The organism is Roseibium sp. (genome assembly GCF_965232425.1).
Classification (GTDB): domain Bacteria; phylum Pseudomonadota; class Alphaproteobacteria; order Rhizobiales; family Stappiaceae; genus Roseibium.
This window is the reverse complement of sequence record NZ_OZ246971.1, coordinates 135,128-149,438: the sequence shown is the minus strand read 5'-3', so window position 1 is coordinate 149,438 and position 14,311 is coordinate 135,128. Positions and strand designations below refer to the sequence as shown.

The following is a 14,311-nucleotide window of genomic DNA, read 5'->3' as shown; positions in this document are numbered from 1 at the left end:
CGGATGCAAGTGGATTGGGAATTGACGGGACGGGTTGCCGGGGATGTGCCGGATAAGTCCCGGACTGCAGGACGGAAGTCGCCGCCATGCGCGTGAGGTTTATGTGGAGGCGTTGCGGCGGTCGCGTCGGGGTGAGGGGAGTATAGGTGCTCTATTACATTATTCGCCGGGTTTTCATGATGGTCCCGACCTTGTTGGTGATCAGTCTTCTGACGTTCTTCATCATCGAACTTCCTGCCGGCGACTACATCTCCAATCAGATCGCCGCGTTGAAATCTTCCGGCGAGCAGTCCTCGGTCGCCAAGCTGGAATTCCTGCGCAAGGAGTTCTCGCTCGACAGGCCGTTCTTCGAGCGATACCTCATCTGGATCGGTCTGTGGCCCGGTCCGCATGGATTTGACGGCCTGATCCAGGGGAATTGGGGCTGGTCATTCGAATTCGACAAACCGGTTGAACAGGTCGTCGGGCCAACGCTGCCGCTGACGATCGTGCTCAATTTCGCGACCATTCTCTTCGTCTATGTGGTGTCGTTCCCGATCGGCATCTTTTCGGCGACACGGCAATATTCCTGGGCCGACTACGGTTTCACGTTTCTGGGCTATATCGGCCTGGCGACACCCAACTTCCTGCTCGCGCTGATCCTGCTATACCTGTTCAATCAGTGGTTCGGCCTGTCGGTCGGGGGGCTTATGGCACCCGAGTACATCGACCAGCCCTGGAGCTTCGACAAGGCCATGTCGGTGCTCGCCCACCTGATCGTGCCGACCATCGTGATCGGGACCTCCGGCACCGCTGCCATGATCAGGCGCTTGCGGGCGAACCTCCTGGACGAACTGCACAAGCAATATGTCACGACGGGCCGCGCGAAGGGGCTCAAGGAAAACCAGCTTCTGGTCAAGTATCCGCTGCGTATGGCGATCAACCCGTTCATTGCCGACATCGGCAACCTGATCCCCTCCATGGTTTCCGGTTCGGTCATCGTTTCCGTCGTCATGAGCCTGCCGACCGTCGGGCCGATCCTGCTGTCCGCACTGCAGTCGCAGGACCAGTTCCTGTCCGGGTTCATCCTCTTGTTCGTGGCGGTCCTGACCCTGATCGGGATGCTGATATCCGACCTTCTGCTCGCGGTGCTTGATCCGCGCATACGGCTTGGCGGGAGGGCATCGTCGTGACCATGGACGCAAGAGACGGCACGCCGCCCCGCAACGTAGAGCATTACGTCGACCCGACCCCGTTCAACCCGGCCGTCACGGAGGAAATGACGGCTGAGCAGGAGCGCTTTTACCAGGCGTCCCAGTGGCAGATCATGTGGTGGAAGTTCAAGCGCCACAAGATCGCCGTCTGGTCCGGCGTCGTGCTGATCCTGTTTTACCTCTGCGTGCCCTTCGCCGAAGTAATCGCGCCCTACGGCCCGAACTCGCGCGACAGCCAGCACCTGTTCGCGCCGCCTCAGGTGGTGCATATGTTCCACGAGGGCTCCTTCGTCGGTCCGTTCGTCTACGGAATGACCTCCGAGATCGACATGGAAACGCTGCAATGGGTGTTCACCGAGAACACCGAGGATGTTCAGCGCATCCGCTTTTTCTGTCGTGGCGCGTCTTACGAGTTCTGGGGGCTCTTTGACGCGGATTTCCACCTGTTCTGCCCCGCGGAAGGCGGCACGCTGTTCCTGATCGGCACCGACCGTCTCGGACGCGACCAGTTTTCCGGTCTTGTCTATGGTGCCCGGCTGTCACTCACGGTCGGTCTTGTCGGCGTCACGATCTCCATCGTGCTCGGTCTTTTCTTCGGTGGGATCGCAGGATATTTCGGCGGCATTCTGGACAGCATGATCCAGCGCATGATCGAGATCATCCGCTCGCTCCCCGAACTCCCGCTCTGGATGGCCCTGTCGGCGGCGCTCCCCGTGACCTGGGGCCCAATCTGGATCTATTTCGGGCTGACCATCATTCTCGGATTGCTTGACTGGCCCGGGCTTGCACGTGCGGTGCGGTCAAAGCTTCTGTCGCTGCGCGAGGAGGAGTACGCCAAGGCGGCGGTGCTCATGGGAGCCAAGCCGAAACGCGTGATCACGCGGCACCTTCTGCCCGGTTTCACCAGTCACATCATTGCCTCCGCGACCCTGTCGATCCCGGCCATGATCCTGGGGGAAACGGCGCTGTCCTTCCTGAACCTCGGACTGCGCCGGCCGGCAATCTCCTGGGGCGTTCTCCTGAACGAGGCGCAGAACATCTCGGTAGTCACGGTCTATCCCTGGCTGATGGCGCCGGTCATCCCGATCATTATCGTGGTTCTTGCGTTCAATTTCCTTGGCGATGGTTTGCGCGACGCGGCAGATCCCTATAAGTGATGCTTTGAATATTGAAACTCTCCGGCGGGCCGTAGCGGCCCGCCTTTGCTGTCAGGAAGCCGCCATGTCGAAAAACGCCACCACTGCCGATGGCTGGGACGAGGAATACGAAGCCGGGCGCTGGGCCTTTCTGCGCTCGCTTCCGGAGAGCGGCCGCTACGGCATCATCGGCATGTGGCTGTCCCTGACCGGATCCATGGACGAGGTTCTGGATATCGGCTGCGGCGAGGGGCTCCTTTACGAACGCCTGCAGCCGATGGGCATCAAGCGCTATGTCGGCATGGACCTCTCCCCGGCATCGCTGGAGATCGCCGATGTCGATCCCTCGATCGCGTCTCTCAGGGCCGGCGACATGCATTCCTTCGAACCGCAGGCGGGCGAAACCTTCTCCGCGATCGTCTTCAACGAAGTGCTCCACTTCGCCGACGACCCGGCTGCCGTCGTCAGCCGCTACGTGCCGTTCCTGAAAAAGGACGGCGTCATCGCGCTGTCCATGTATTCGCCGAAGCGGCCGGAATCCGGTGCCAACAGGCTGATCAACAGCCTGTGGGCTGCGACCGACGATCCAGCAAAATGGGAAGTCCTCGATGACTACCGCCTCGTCTCCGACAAGAAAGGCGTTACCTGGCGCATGCGGCTGGTGAAGCCTTTGGCTTAGCCGCCTGGCAGCCGCGCCGCGTTCCTCCCTCATCCCGAGGTGCGGAGCGCAGCGGAGCCTCGAAGGATGGGCCACGTATTCCTGCCTCGCCGCCATCCTTCGAGACGGACCATCCGGTCCTCCTCAGGATGAGGGAGCGGTTCAAATGCCGGAAAATGCTCCAATGGTGCGTCTTCCCGGACGCAGCGCAGCGGAGATCAGGGATCCACTCGTATCCAGAACGGTCGTCGTCCGAACGAGACTTCGCCCAGGTACCGGTTCTTGGCGCACCCGCGTGGTCAAACGTGGAGTCGACCCCGGTCGAGCCGGGGATGACACTTTAGGGATGTTGCCGGCTGGCGCGATAGGCCAAGGCCGCAGCGTTGAGCACGTCCGGACGAATGGCGCACCAGAGAACACCGATCCGTAATTCGGACATCAGCGCGAGCGCATCACCGTCGCACCGTCAGCCCGGCAGAACCACGATCGTGGACTTGCCGCCCTTGTTGCGAAGGGCATGGATATCGGCAAGGGCCGGGTCTTCGCGCCAGGCCTTTGCGGCTTCAACGCTCGGAAAGGACAGCAGCGCGGCGATGTTAGGCGTGTCGCCGGCGGCTTCAAGAACCGTGACCTCCGGGTCTGCAGCCACGACGCTGCCGCCATGCTTTGCAAGGGCATCGGCGGCCTTTTCGCGGTAGGCCCCGAGGGTCTCCCTGTCGGTTACGGTGATCATGGCAAGGGCTTGTACGGTCATGTGAGGTCTCCCTGTTGAAGTGACGTCGACGCTATCCCGGATCGTGGTCGCGAAAAATTCATCAATTTTCAAACAGGGCTGTGCAAAAATGCACCACCATGAAAAGGGCGTTTGAATCTTGCCGTTTGAAAGTGATCGATACCTCATGGACAACTGGGATGACTTGAAATTCGTGCTGGCCATCGCCAGCGCGGGCAACGTGACCAAGGCGGCAAAGGGGCTCGGCGTTACCCATTCCACGGTCTCGAGGCGTTTGTCTGCCCTGGAGGACCGAATGGCGACTCGGCTGTTCGAGCGCTTGCCCGAAGGCTTCGTGGCGACGGCGGCCGGCGAGGAAGCCGTGGCCACAGCCAGACGGATGGAAGCCGAAGTGCTGGCGCTCGACACGCGCATCACCGCGCAGGATACCGAACTTGAAGGTCTGCTGCGCGTGACGGCCGCGCAGCTCTTGTTTCAGGTGCAACTGGCCGAAATCATGCAGCAATTCGCCGAACGGCACCCGCGTATCGAACTGCAGATGATCGCGGCCAACGAAAAACTCAGCCTGCATCGGCGCGAAGCCGACATTGCGGTGAGAGTGACGGACAATCCGGGAGAAACGCTTTTCGGCCGCCTGGCGACAGGACAGAACCGCTGCTATTACATGTCCCGTTCCTTCGCACGCAAGCACCGGCAGGTCATGGAAACGCGACATGGCAGCGTCTCTTTGCCCTGCGTGACTTTCAAGTGGTGGGGCAAGGGCGTTCCCAAGGAAATCAGAGCCCGTTATCCGTCTGCCTTCATCAGCCTCGTTGCCGACGACATGATCGCCCTGCTGGCGGCCGTGAAGGCGGGCATGGGCATTGGCCGTTTGCCGTGCTTCCTCGGCGATCCGGACCCGGATCTGGTCCGTCTGCCGGGCATGGAACCGTCGCGCTATCTCGACATCTGGGTCCTGACCCATCCCGACCTGAAAAACGTTGCGCGGATCAGGGCGTTCCTGCGCTTTGCCGCTGATGCCTTCAAGGAGCGCGGCGGGCTCTACATGGGGACATGAAGTCCGGCTTCAGACCCAGCGGCGAACCTTCTTCATATAGACTTCGTAGGCGTCGCCGAAGACGCGTTTCAGGCTTTCCTCTTCGGGCTTGATCTGGAATTCCGTCAGGTACCAGATGAAAGCCGGAATGATCAGGATCGACAGGAAGCTGCTGAAATAGAGCGATGCGGCAACAAGCAGAAACAGGAGCCCCAGATACATCGGGTTCCGGCTGATGCGGTAGATCCCGTCCGTCACCAATGTGGTCGACTTTTCCGGAGTCATCGGGTTCACCGTGGTCTTCTTGCGAAAAAAGGTCAGCAGCGCGAGCACATCCGGTATCAGGCCGAGGAAAAACAGGATCGCCGCCAGCACGAACTGCCCGGGGAATTTGAAGGTCAGCCCCGGGAACCAGGACGCGGCGGCGTATGTCATCGTCACCGCAACGATCAGGACCAGGGGGGGAGGTACCTTCAGCTTCATCTCGGTCTGGTCACCTTTTCAGCTCGATCGGCGCGCCGTGCGGGGTCGCTTTCGCAGCTTCGTCCCATGCCTGCCGAAGCTCTCCCAGTTGCCCGGCACCCGCAACGCCCTTCGCATGCAGGATCTTCTCAAAAGCGCTCAGCCAGTGATCGTAGTAACCGCGCTTTTCGCCGCTGCCGTCTCCGTCCCCGGCAAGTTCCGCGCCGAGGGTTTCGGCCCACTCGGTCCACTCGAACATCCCGGCCTCATGGGCCTGCAAGGTCATGGCAAAGACCCGTGCCTGCCAGGGCGCTTCGAAAACCGGTCCGCCATCCGCGTCAAGCGGAAGGCGAGGCGTCGAATTGACTGCTTCATGCAAGGTCAAGATAAGGCTCCCAGAGATCGAGGCGGAGGGTGAGGGTCGGGTCGCTGTCCGCGCCCCAGATATCCGTGCCATTGAAGACGATGCCGTAAAGCCAGGTTGGCTGCTCGCCGAGACCGCGCGCATTGGTGTCCGGGAAGACGTGGACGCCGTGAACCGTCTCCACCGTGCCGACCGCATCGCGGGCATAGCGGGGCAGGCGCGTGTGGTGTTCCGGGTTCATGCGCCTGGTTCTGACCCTGTCGCCGACCTTGTAGCGCGCCGGTTGCGTTTCCGGACGGTCGGCGGGGCCGCCCTTTTTCAGGGTCGCCGCAACATTTTCTACCCTCAGGACACGATTGAGCGGCTGGCTCGGCCCGAGCGGTTTTCCCGCGTCCAGCTCCTCGGCGCTTACAAGGCTGTTGTCGACCAGAAGCTTCTCCAGACCGAGCGTCCAGATCTTGTAGTAGCTCGACGTCAGGTAGACCGGCGGCGGCAGGGATTCGCGCGCAAAGCGGGAACTGTCGATATTCCAGGTCCCGGTTGCCCCCATTGCGAGCGTAAGCGCAAAGGCGCGTTCTTCCCATTTGGCATGAAAATTCGGTTCGTTGTCCTCAAGTTCGAGCGGGCCAAAGCCCATCTGGCCGCCAAGATCTTGTGCCCCGTTCACGCCGCGCTCTCCTTTTGGGCCGGATCAAGCGCCAGTCCCGTTCCGATCATGCTGTCGCGGGTGACGAGGTCAGCCAGGTCTTCTTCGGACCAGCCGTCCGTTCCCTGCGGCCGTTCCGGGACGACCAGGTAGCGGACTTCCGCGGTCGAATCCCAGACCTTGATCTCCTTGTCCGCCGGAAGCGTCACGCCGAATTCCGCCAGGACGCCGCGCGGGTCGCGCACGGCACGGGACCGGTAGGGCGCCGATTTGTACCAGACGGGAGGCAGGCCGAGCACGGTCCAGGGATAACAGGAGCACAAGGTGCACACGACCATGTTGTGCGCCGTGCCGGTGTTCTCGACTGCCACCATGTGTTCGCCCTGGCGACCGACAAAGCCGAGCTCGGCGATTGCGGCCGTCGCATCTGCCATCAGCCGTTCGCGGTAGTCCGGATCGGCCCAGGCTTTGGCCACCACTTTCGCCCCGTTCTTCGGACCGACTTTGGTTTCATAGGTCTCGATCAGCGCGTCGAGTGCCGGCGGGTCGATGTACCCCTTGTCGGTCAAGAGGGTTTCCAGAGCGCGAACACGCAGTTCGATCTCCGATAACTCGGAATGCTCGTGATCGTGATGATGCGGCATGGAGGGCTCCATTGGCGGAAGGATGATGCGATCCTAAATTGCGACGGACGCAACGCCAAGGGGCCGCATCTGAAATTCATGTGAAACTGCTCTGGGGGAATCTCCGCCAAGGCGTTTTCCGGAAAATACATTCTTTGGCAGACTGGAAAGACAAGACATGTCAGTGGAGGCGGAATTGAAAATCGGGCTGGGCGGCGGCTGCCATTGGTGCACCGAAGCGGTCTTTCAGGCGCTTGAAGGCGTCTCGAGCGTGGAGCAGGGCTTCATCCGCTCCGATCCGCCGGAGGATCACTGGTCGGAAGCCGTCATCGTGACCTTCGATCCGGTCGTCCTGCCGCTGGAGAGCCTGATCGAGATCCATCTGCGCACGCATTCCAGCACCTCGCGCCACAAGATGCGCGGCAAGTACCGTTCGGCGATCTATGTTTACGACGCGGGAACCGGTGTCAAGGCCGGCCGCACGCTGCGCGCGCTTCAGGCGCAATTCGAGGAACCTCTGGTGACATGCGTGCTCACGCTTGCTGGCTTCAAGGCCTCCGACGAGCGCTTCCGGAACTACTACGCCAAGGGCCCCGACCGGCCGTTCTGCAAGACCTATATCGACCCGAAGCTGGCGCTGCTCAGAAAACAGTACGGCGCTGTGCTGAAAGAACCGGTCGCGGCGGCGGAGTGAGGGAGCCTGTCCCGTCAACGGGCGGCGATCGCAGCCGGTGACATTTGCTTTACGTCATTCCAGACAAGTGAGGCGAAGCCGAACGCTGATCTGGAATCCAGAAGTCAGCGTGAGCACAGCGAACTCAAACGTCGATGCCACCGAAGGTGCCGCGCCTCCGGCGCGAAAGACGTCTGGTTTCCGGATCGGTGCTCGGCTTCGCCCCACTTGTCCGGAAGGACGAGTGGCGACAGGTGGGGCCGGCCCCCGTTACCACCGGGTCCGGCCCGTCACTCAGCCGAACAATGCCTTCACGGACGGCCAGTCCGCGCCCTCGTGATGAGCGGCGATGGCGAGGAACTTTTCCAGGAACTCGAAGCTCGGCTCGTCATGGGCGAGGTGATGGCTCAGGAGACCGAGCGGTTCGACGCCCGTGTTGCGCCGCCGGGTCAGCTGCAGGTCGAAGCGCAGGCGCGCGCTTTCCCAGCCGATGAAGCGGACGGGTTTCTTCCATTTCAGGATGTCGATATGCGACTGGACCTGATGATCGCGCGGGAAATTGTGAAAAGTGAAGGTGGACAGGCCTGGAAGACCGACCCCGGGCAGGCGTCTTGAAATCTCCGGAGCGATCCGGTTCCAGGGCGGCACGATGGCGGGAATGAACTTGTCGCCGAAAAGCGTTTCGAGCCGCGCCTTTCCTGCCTGCAACTGGTCCATGAGTTCATCGGGATCCCGGCGCGACCCCAGCTCGGCGGCTTTTTCGCCCTTTGCCTTGAGCTGGAAATTCTTGTGCTGCCAGCCGTGCTGCAACACGACGGCATGCGGTTCTTCGGCAAGGCGCCGGGCGAGCGCTTCCGTTGCGTCCTTCGGAATGACCGCAAGGGCAAGATCGACCCGGTGTTCGTTGGCAAGTGCAAGCATCCTGTCGAGGGCCGTGCTCGGTTCGATCGCGTCGTCATCGCGCCACCAGAACGAGACCTTGCGCCCGCGATCTGCAAACCAGTCGAGGTGACGGACGAGTTCGTCGCGGAAAACCTGAAAGTCGGTGGTGCGGTTGTCTGGGATCACGGTGCGGTCAGGGAGCGGTTGCGGTGAAAAGAAAATAGCCTATCGTGGCGAACACTTGGTCCTTGTCTCTCAGCCTGTCAATATCGTCCTGCCATTCCGTCAGCTCCACGCCGGAAATCACGCCGGCTTCCTGTGCATGAACGCCGATGCTCTTGAAATAGGTTGCGCCCAGCTCCTGCGGAAAGATCAGCACCCGCGTTGCGATCTCGATGTCGTTGAAACCGATAGCGGAAAGAGCAACCGCAAGCGGGCCGGGCAGCCAGCTCTGTTCGACGGCGACGGCGGTCTCGTAATCCACGATCCGCCGCATCAGCCGGCGGTTGCCGATATTGATCGTGTTCGTCGAAAAGTCCGGCTCGATCAGGGCGAGGCGGCCTCCCGGTTTCAGAACCCGCTTCATCTCGGCGAGCACACTGGAAACGTCTTTTAGGTAGATGAGCATGCGCTCGGCCCGCACGCTGTCGAAAGTACCATCTGCAAAGGGAAGATCATGCGCATCGCCGACCTGGTAGTCGATCGCGGCAGCTCCCGCTTCTTCGGCACGGGTTCGGGCCTCGGCGATGAAGTCGGGGCTGATGTCGACCCCGGCAATGGTTCCCGTTGAGCCGATCTCATCGGCAAGACGCAGCGTTTCCAGTCCGAAACCGCAACCGACATCCAGAACGGAGCCGCCGGGCACGATCCCGCCGCGTTGACGGGCCAGCACCTTGAGTTCGCGAAGCTGGGGAATGCTGTCGAAGGCTTCCAGGGCCGCAACATATCCGGCGGTGTCATGAACTTTGTTCATGGCTTTGAAATGGCGCAGTTCCATGGGCATTTCCTCCGGGAATGGACGAGGTCAAGAAGCCGATCCGCGCCGGTTGTCGTTGATGTCCCGGATCAGGATGTCCGCGCTTCGATCCGCGCCGCCCAGGAGAACCTTGTGCGGATGATGCGCAAGCGCCAGTGCGTCGTCAATCGCGGCCGCAAGGCGTTCGGGAGACAGGAGGCTTTCCTCCACGACGACCGCGCGGCCGTGGCGTTCCAGCGCATGGGCCCTCTGGGTCTGTTCCGTTTCGTTCTCCTGCGAAAAGGGAACGAAGACGGCGGCGACATCTGCAATCAGGACGTCCAGAACGGTGTTGTATCCCGCCTGGCTGACAGACAGGCGCGCCCGCTTCAGGAGTTCGGGAAAGTCCCGCCGGGCGCGTTCCACGAGGATCCCCTCCGGCGCCCGCTGCCGGTATGCCTGATAGGCTTCCTCCGGAACGTCATGCCCGATCAGGATGCGCCAGGTGGTGTCTTCCGCCCTGCGCGAAAGCGGCTTGGCGACAAGGGCCGCTGACAGCAGGCCTTCGGCCACGGCACCGCCGCCGCAGGACACAATGACTTCATCTTCTCCGTCCGCCTCCCTGGCGCGCGGGCGCTTGTCGCCGCCGACATATCCGGTGTAGCGGACCAGATGCTCGACCTTGTCGGCAAAGGGAAAACTGTCACCGAGTTGAACGAAGTCCGGATCGGCGTGGACAAGCACACGGTCATAGTATGTCAGCGCCTGATCCGCCATCCATTGTTCCTTCCACAATTCCTTCTTGCGCACCAGAATGTCGCGGATGGATGTGGCGATCAGGGGCGGTCGCTTCTTTGCCTTGGCGTGGCTGAGCAGCGGTGTCAGTTCAAAGTCGAGCTGGCGGCGTCCGAACGGATAGGTCTCGGTGAGTAGCAGGTCGAATTCGTCCGTGTCAAACGCTTGAATCGATGCTTTAACCCGGCCGGATTTCCATTGTTCGTCAATGTCTTCTCCATCCAGGGTGACAAGGCGCTTGAATGCCGCATCCGGGCTTTTGCAGGCAGGCAGCTCCACGACCTTGAGCGCCGTCGTGTCAAGCGTCGGCGGTATCGTGTTGCCGCTTGCCAGCGTGACCTCGACACCTCTGTCCGCCAAAGCCCTGCCGATGGCGGCCGCACGCACGACATGTCCGGTCCCCAGCAGGTGCTGCACGTGAATGAAGGCCTTTGGCGTCACCGTTTCGATGCCCTCTGCAGATGATTGTCGATCGCCCGCTGCAGCAGGGCATCCAGTCTGGCCGCCCCGGCGGCAAGCGAGTGGTTCTCTGCAATATGCGCCCTTGCTGCATGGCCCAGGCGGTCCGCAAGGGTGGGATCTTCGATCACGCGCCTGAGATTTGCGGCAAAGGCAGCCGCGTCCCCCTCCGCCGACAGAAGCCCTGTTTTCCCGTTGCGGACAATATCGGGAACTCCGAACGTATCACCCGCGATCACGCCGGTGCCGCTCGCCTGAGCCTCCAGAAGCGCAAGGCCGAAGGCCTCGCGAATGGCGGGCCAGACGAGCAGGTCATGGGCGGCGTATTCTGCCGGAAGCCGGTCCGGAGGCAAGGCGCCGAGCCAGGTTGTCCTGTCTGCGGGAAACAGACCGAGGACGTGATCCATGGCTGGACCGTCGCCAACAAGTGTCAGGTGCCAGGGCAGGGCAGCGATGTCATCAAGCGCTTCGGCGAGCACTTCGAAGGAGCGTTGCTTGTCTCCTTCGCGCATCATGCCGACAGCAAGAAGCTTCAGCGGCGGCGAAGCGGGAGGACGGTCGGTTTCGGAAGCCGCCTGAAACGGAGTGGCATCAAGGAACGGCAGCAGAACCTGCAGCCTTCCGGGGGAAACGACCGGCTTCAGGCATCCCAGGTCCGCATTGTGGATCGCGGCGACCGCGTCCGCCCGCTTGAGCGCCTGATCTGCGGCCGCGAAGCCGAGCGCCCAGTTGCCGGTCTGCCGTTTCGGGGCGCGGCTTGCCTCCACGACGGCATAGGGCAGGTCGAACCGGTCGCTCAAGGCCGGTCCGATCCAGTCCGGTGCCTTGTGGTAGAGGTGATAGGTCAGAAAGAGGTCCGGCCGGTAGCCTGATGCTTCCCACTCGGCTGAAATGCGGTCGGCTTCCTCGAGCGCTTCGCTGCGGACCTTTGCCTGGATGGCGTCTGCACCGTCCTTGCGCCAGGACCGGAACGTGCTTGCGATGCGAAGATCGTGGCCCCTGGTTTCAAGCGCCTTGACAATGAGCCGTCCCATCGTCCGGTCGCCGGAGGGCACCGGGTGATCCAAAGGCTTCATCGGTGCTGTGAAGGCGATTTTCATTCAGGTCGGCCCGGCGTTTTTCGTCACACCACTTTACGAAACTTTGCGGCCAGCCGGTCAAGACCCGGATCTGTCGAAAAATGTGACCGGACGCGCTGTGCCGCCGCAAGGCCGAGGTTGCGGCGCAACTGGGGGTCGCGGATCAGTTTTTCCAGCGCTGCGGACAATTGTTCTGGCGCGCCCGGATCAACCAGGACGCCGGTCTCGTCCTCGACGATCAATTCCGGGATCGCCGAAACCCGGGTCGACAGGCAGCACAGTCCCATTGACTGGGCTTCCATCAGGACGTTCGGCAACCCGTCGCGGTCGCCGCTCCTGGCTAGCTTCGAGGGTAGGATGAAGAGATCGGAACGCCGGCAGGTCGCGATCACCTCTTCGCGCGGCTGCGCCCCCCGCCAGGTTATCCGGTCAGCCAGTCCCAGCGATTGAGCCGCCAATTTCAAGCTTTCGGAAAGCTCTCCGCCGCCGATATGCGTGAACTGCCAGTTCAGCTCTTGCGGCAGCCCGGCAAGGGCCTGGAGCAGGTCGTCATAGCCTTTCTTTTCAACTGCGCGTCCGACCGACACCAGTTGAACCGGTTCCGCGTCGCCCGCGCGCATCGGATACGGCTCTTGAGGTGTCGGAAAACCCGAGAAATCAAGACCGTGATAAAGCAGCTCGACCTTGCCGGGATCGTCAGCGAGTGCGCTCAGGTGGTCAGCATTGACGCGCGTGCACGTGACACCCCAGTCCGCGTCGTTGATCTTGGTCCTCAAATCCCATTCCGGGCTTGTCCAGATGTCCTTTGCGTGCGCAGAGAAGGACCATTTGCGGCCGGACAGGTGCGCCGCATAGCGTGCCGCGGAGCAAGGCGTATGGAGATAGTGGGTGTAGATCCAGCTGACATCGTCCGGCAATTCATGCGCGAAGACACACCCCTGTGCCCAGCGGCGCCGGCGGTCGGCATTCGGCTGTTTCCGGAAGTCGATCTCGAAGAGGTTCTTCGCGGCCTCAAATGTCGGTTGCTTGCGGGCCCAGTTCTTGGCGCGGGCAACCCGCACCGGATCGTCTTTGACATATTCCGGCAAGTACAGGATCTCCGCCGAGATCTGCCGGTGCAGTTCATGGATGTAGGGATCGTAAGGCTTCCGGAGGGCAACGATCAGCAGCTCGATCCCGCGGCGTTCCAGGCCGAGCATTTCCTGGGCGATGAAGGTTTCGGACAGACGCGGGTAGCCTTTGACCACAACGGCGATACGGGACATGTGCGGTAGATTCCAGGTGTGGTGGGCGCGGCGTTCTAGAAGTTGACCAGCTTCCGCGCGTCCGCGGCGTGGTTCATGTCAAAGATCTCGCCGACGCGCGCGGAGATGACATCCAGTCCGTCCAGAAGCCGGTCGACATTGGCCGACGAGGGCGGCTTGAGCGAGGGCAGGTCGGACAGGGCCTTCGCCATGAGATCGGAATCCGGATAGCGGTCGATCGGCAGCACCTTGAGCAGGCCGCCCTGTTCCGCGCGTTCCGCGCGGATTGCCTGTTCCCGCCTCGGAAGAACACGCGGGACCATAAGGGTCGGTTTGTCGAAGGAAAGGATTTCGCAAAACGTATTGTATCCGCCCATGCCGACGATGGCTGTCGCGTTTGCCAGGTAGGGTTCTATCTGTGGCGTGAACCGGATGATCTCGACGTCGCGCAGGTGTTCGGCGCGCTCGCTGAACTGGGCCGCCGCCGCCGCAGGCATGAACGGGCCCAGCACGATCAGCGCCGGAAAGAGCGGTCGCTGACGCGTTTCATAGGCGCGCATGACCCAGTCGACCATCTCGACACCGTCCCCGCCACCGCCGGGCGTGACCAGCACATAAGGTTCTTCTCCGAAAGGGGCCGCGACGGGCTGTTCCAGCGAGGAGGTCGACAGTTCGCGCCTGAGATATCCCGTGTATCTGAGTTTCTCGGTGACGCAGTCCGGAACGTCGATTCCTTCGAGCGGATCGCAGATGTCCTCCGGGCCGTAGACCCAGATTTCGTCATAAAGATCCCGGAGCGCGGGATAGACATTCTTGCGGTCCCACTCTTCCTTCAGGACCTGGGTGTCGTCCATCACGTCCCTGAGCCCCAGCACAAGCCGCGTGTCGGTGTGCTTCAGCGCTTCGAGCGTTCCCAGAACCTCGCCCCGCAGACCCAGCGGTTCCTTGTCGACGATGAAGATGTCCGGCTCGAAGACCTTCGCCGTGTGCTCGATGATTGACGACCGGATGGCAAGCGTCTGGTCGATGTTGATATGGAGTGAGAGCGGGGTGTATTCGCCATTCCGAAGCTTGATCACGCCGGGAATCCGGACAAAGTCGACGCGTGAGCGAAATTCGAAACTTCCGATGATCGGTGACCCTGACAGGATCAGAACGGACAGGGTGTCGAAATCTCCAACGAGGGAATGCGCGATCGCGCGGCACCGTCTCAGGTGACCCAGTCCGAACGAGTCGTGGCTGTAGATCAGAATTTTCGGCGTCTTGGAACTCATACTGCCCCTGATTTGTAATGCTGCCCCTGGGAGCTTATGTCTCATATCATCAACTGTTGTCACGTCCGGATGTTCACGAACATGAGATTTTCGGCATCG

General features: G+C 61.7%; 16 protein-coding genes. 5 read left to right on the top strand and 11 right to left on the bottom strand.

Annotated features, from left to right (window positions below; all coding sequences use genetic code 11):
- Positions 1–146 precede the first annotated feature (146 nt).
- The 3 genes from ACO08A_RS00770 to ACO08A_RS00760 all read left to right on the top strand — a co-directional run bounded on the left by ACO08A_RS00770 (position 147) and on the right by ACO08A_RS00760 (position 3,008).
- Entirely contained in the window at positions 147–1,172 is a 1,026-nt protein-coding gene (locus tag ACO08A_RS00770; protein ID WP_421982264.1) for an ABC transporter permease, read from the top strand.
- A 2-nt stretch (positions 1,173–1,174) separates the two neighbouring features.
- The gene (locus ACO08A_RS00765; RefSeq protein WP_422041839.1) at positions 1,175–2,350 is read left to right on the top strand and encodes an ABC transporter permease; all 1,176 of its coding nucleotides are present in this window, start codon (positions 1,175–1,177) and stop codon (positions 2,348–2,350) included.
- 64 nt (positions 2,351–2,414) lie between these two features.
- Complete coding sequence (locus tag ACO08A_RS00760) at positions 2,415–3,008, top strand: class I SAM-dependent methyltransferase (RefSeq protein WP_422039381.1); 594 nt, start codon at positions 2,415–2,417, stop codon at positions 3,006–3,008.
- A 445-nt stretch (positions 3,009–3,453) separates the two neighbouring features.
- On the opposite strand, the gene ACO08A_RS00755 is transcribed toward ACO08A_RS00760, so the two are convergent.
- On the bottom strand, positions 3,454–3,741 hold the full coding sequence (locus tag ACO08A_RS00755) for a DUF1330 domain-containing protein (protein WP_422039380.1): 288 nt from the start codon (positions 3,739–3,741) through the stop codon (positions 3,454–3,456).
- Positions 3,742–3,886: 145 nt separating this feature from the next.
- Here ACO08A_RS00755 and ACO08A_RS00750 point away from each other — a divergent pair, with 145 nt between their 5' ends.
- Complete coding sequence (locus ACO08A_RS00750; RefSeq protein ID WP_422039379.1) at positions 3,887–4,777, top strand: LysR family transcriptional regulator; 891 nt, start codon at positions 3,887–3,889, stop codon at positions 4,775–4,777.
- A gap of 9 nt (positions 4,778–4,786) precedes the next feature.
- Here the strand turns inward: ACO08A_RS00750 and ACO08A_RS00745 are convergent, their stop codons facing one another.
- The 4 genes from ACO08A_RS00745 to nthA are packed head-to-tail and all read right to left on the bottom strand — an operon-like array spanning position 4,787 to position 6,872.
- Positions 4,787–5,239 carry a methyltransferase family protein gene (locus ACO08A_RS00745; protein ID WP_422039378.1) on the bottom strand — a complete coding sequence of 151 codons (453 nt, stop codon included), beginning with the start codon at positions 5,237–5,239 and terminating at the stop codon, positions 4,787–4,789.
- Between the two features lie 10 nt (positions 5,240–5,249).
- Positions 5,250–5,603, bottom strand: coding sequence for a nitrile hydratase accessory protein (locus tag ACO08A_RS00740; protein WP_422039377.1), 354 nt, complete (start codon positions 5,601–5,603; stop codon positions 5,250–5,252).
- Entirely contained in the window at positions 5,590–6,249 is a 660-nt protein-coding gene (nthB, locus tag ACO08A_RS00735; RefSeq protein ID WP_422039376.1) for a nitrile hydratase subunit beta, read from the bottom strand. Before nthB ends, ACO08A_RS00740 begins: the two co-directional genes overlap by 14 nt.
- Entirely contained in the window at positions 6,246–6,872 is a 627-nt protein-coding gene (gene nthA, locus ACO08A_RS00730; RefSeq protein WP_422039375.1) for a nitrile hydratase subunit alpha, read from the bottom strand. Before nthA ends, nthB begins: the two co-directional genes overlap by 4 nt.
- 157 nt (positions 6,873–7,029) lie before the next feature.
- Here nthA and ACO08A_RS00725 point away from each other — a divergent pair, with 157 nt between their 5' ends.
- Entirely contained in the window at positions 7,030–7,545 is a 516-nt protein-coding gene (locus ACO08A_RS00725; protein WP_422039374.1) for a peptide-methionine (S)-S-oxide reductase, read from the top strand.
- 273 nt (positions 7,546–7,818) lie between these two features.
- On the opposite strand, the gene ACO08A_RS00720 is transcribed toward ACO08A_RS00725, so the two are convergent.
- The 6 genes from ACO08A_RS00720 to ACO08A_RS00695 are packed head-to-tail and all read right to left on the bottom strand — an operon-like array spanning position 7,819 to position 14,212.
- Positions 7,819–8,592 (bottom strand): polysaccharide deacetylase family protein, encoded by a 774-nt coding sequence (locus tag ACO08A_RS00720; RefSeq protein WP_422039373.1) that lies wholly within the window; start codon positions 8,590–8,592, stop codon positions 7,819–7,821.
- A 7-nt stretch (positions 8,593–8,599) separates the two neighbouring features.
- Positions 8,600–9,403: a methyltransferase domain-containing protein gene (locus ACO08A_RS00715; RefSeq protein ID WP_422039372.1), complete on the bottom strand. Its 804-nt coding sequence runs from the start codon at positions 9,401–9,403 to the stop codon at positions 8,600–8,602.
- Between the two features lie 27 nt (positions 9,404–9,430).
- Positions 9,431–10,597, bottom strand: a complete 1,167-nt coding sequence (locus ACO08A_RS00710; RefSeq protein WP_422039371.1) for a glycosyltransferase family protein — start codon at positions 10,595–10,597, stop codon at positions 9,431–9,433.
- Positions 10,594–11,715: a glycosyltransferase family 4 protein gene (locus ACO08A_RS00705; protein WP_422039370.1), complete on the bottom strand. Its 1,122-nt coding sequence runs from the start codon at positions 11,713–11,715 to the stop codon at positions 10,594–10,596. The genes ACO08A_RS00710 and ACO08A_RS00705 overlap by 4 nt, the downstream gene beginning before the upstream one ends.
- A gap of 23 nt (positions 11,716–11,738) precedes the next feature.
- Positions 11,739–12,959, bottom strand: a complete 1,221-nt coding sequence (locus ACO08A_RS00700; RefSeq protein ID WP_422039369.1) for a glycosyltransferase family 4 protein — start codon at positions 12,957–12,959, stop codon at positions 11,739–11,741.
- 35 nt (positions 12,960–12,994) lie between these two features.
- Positions 12,995–14,212: a glycosyltransferase family protein gene (locus ACO08A_RS00695; protein WP_422039368.1), complete on the bottom strand. Its 1,218-nt coding sequence runs from the start codon at positions 14,210–14,212 to the stop codon at positions 12,995–12,997.
- Between the last annotated feature and the right edge of the window lie 99 nt (positions 14,213–14,311).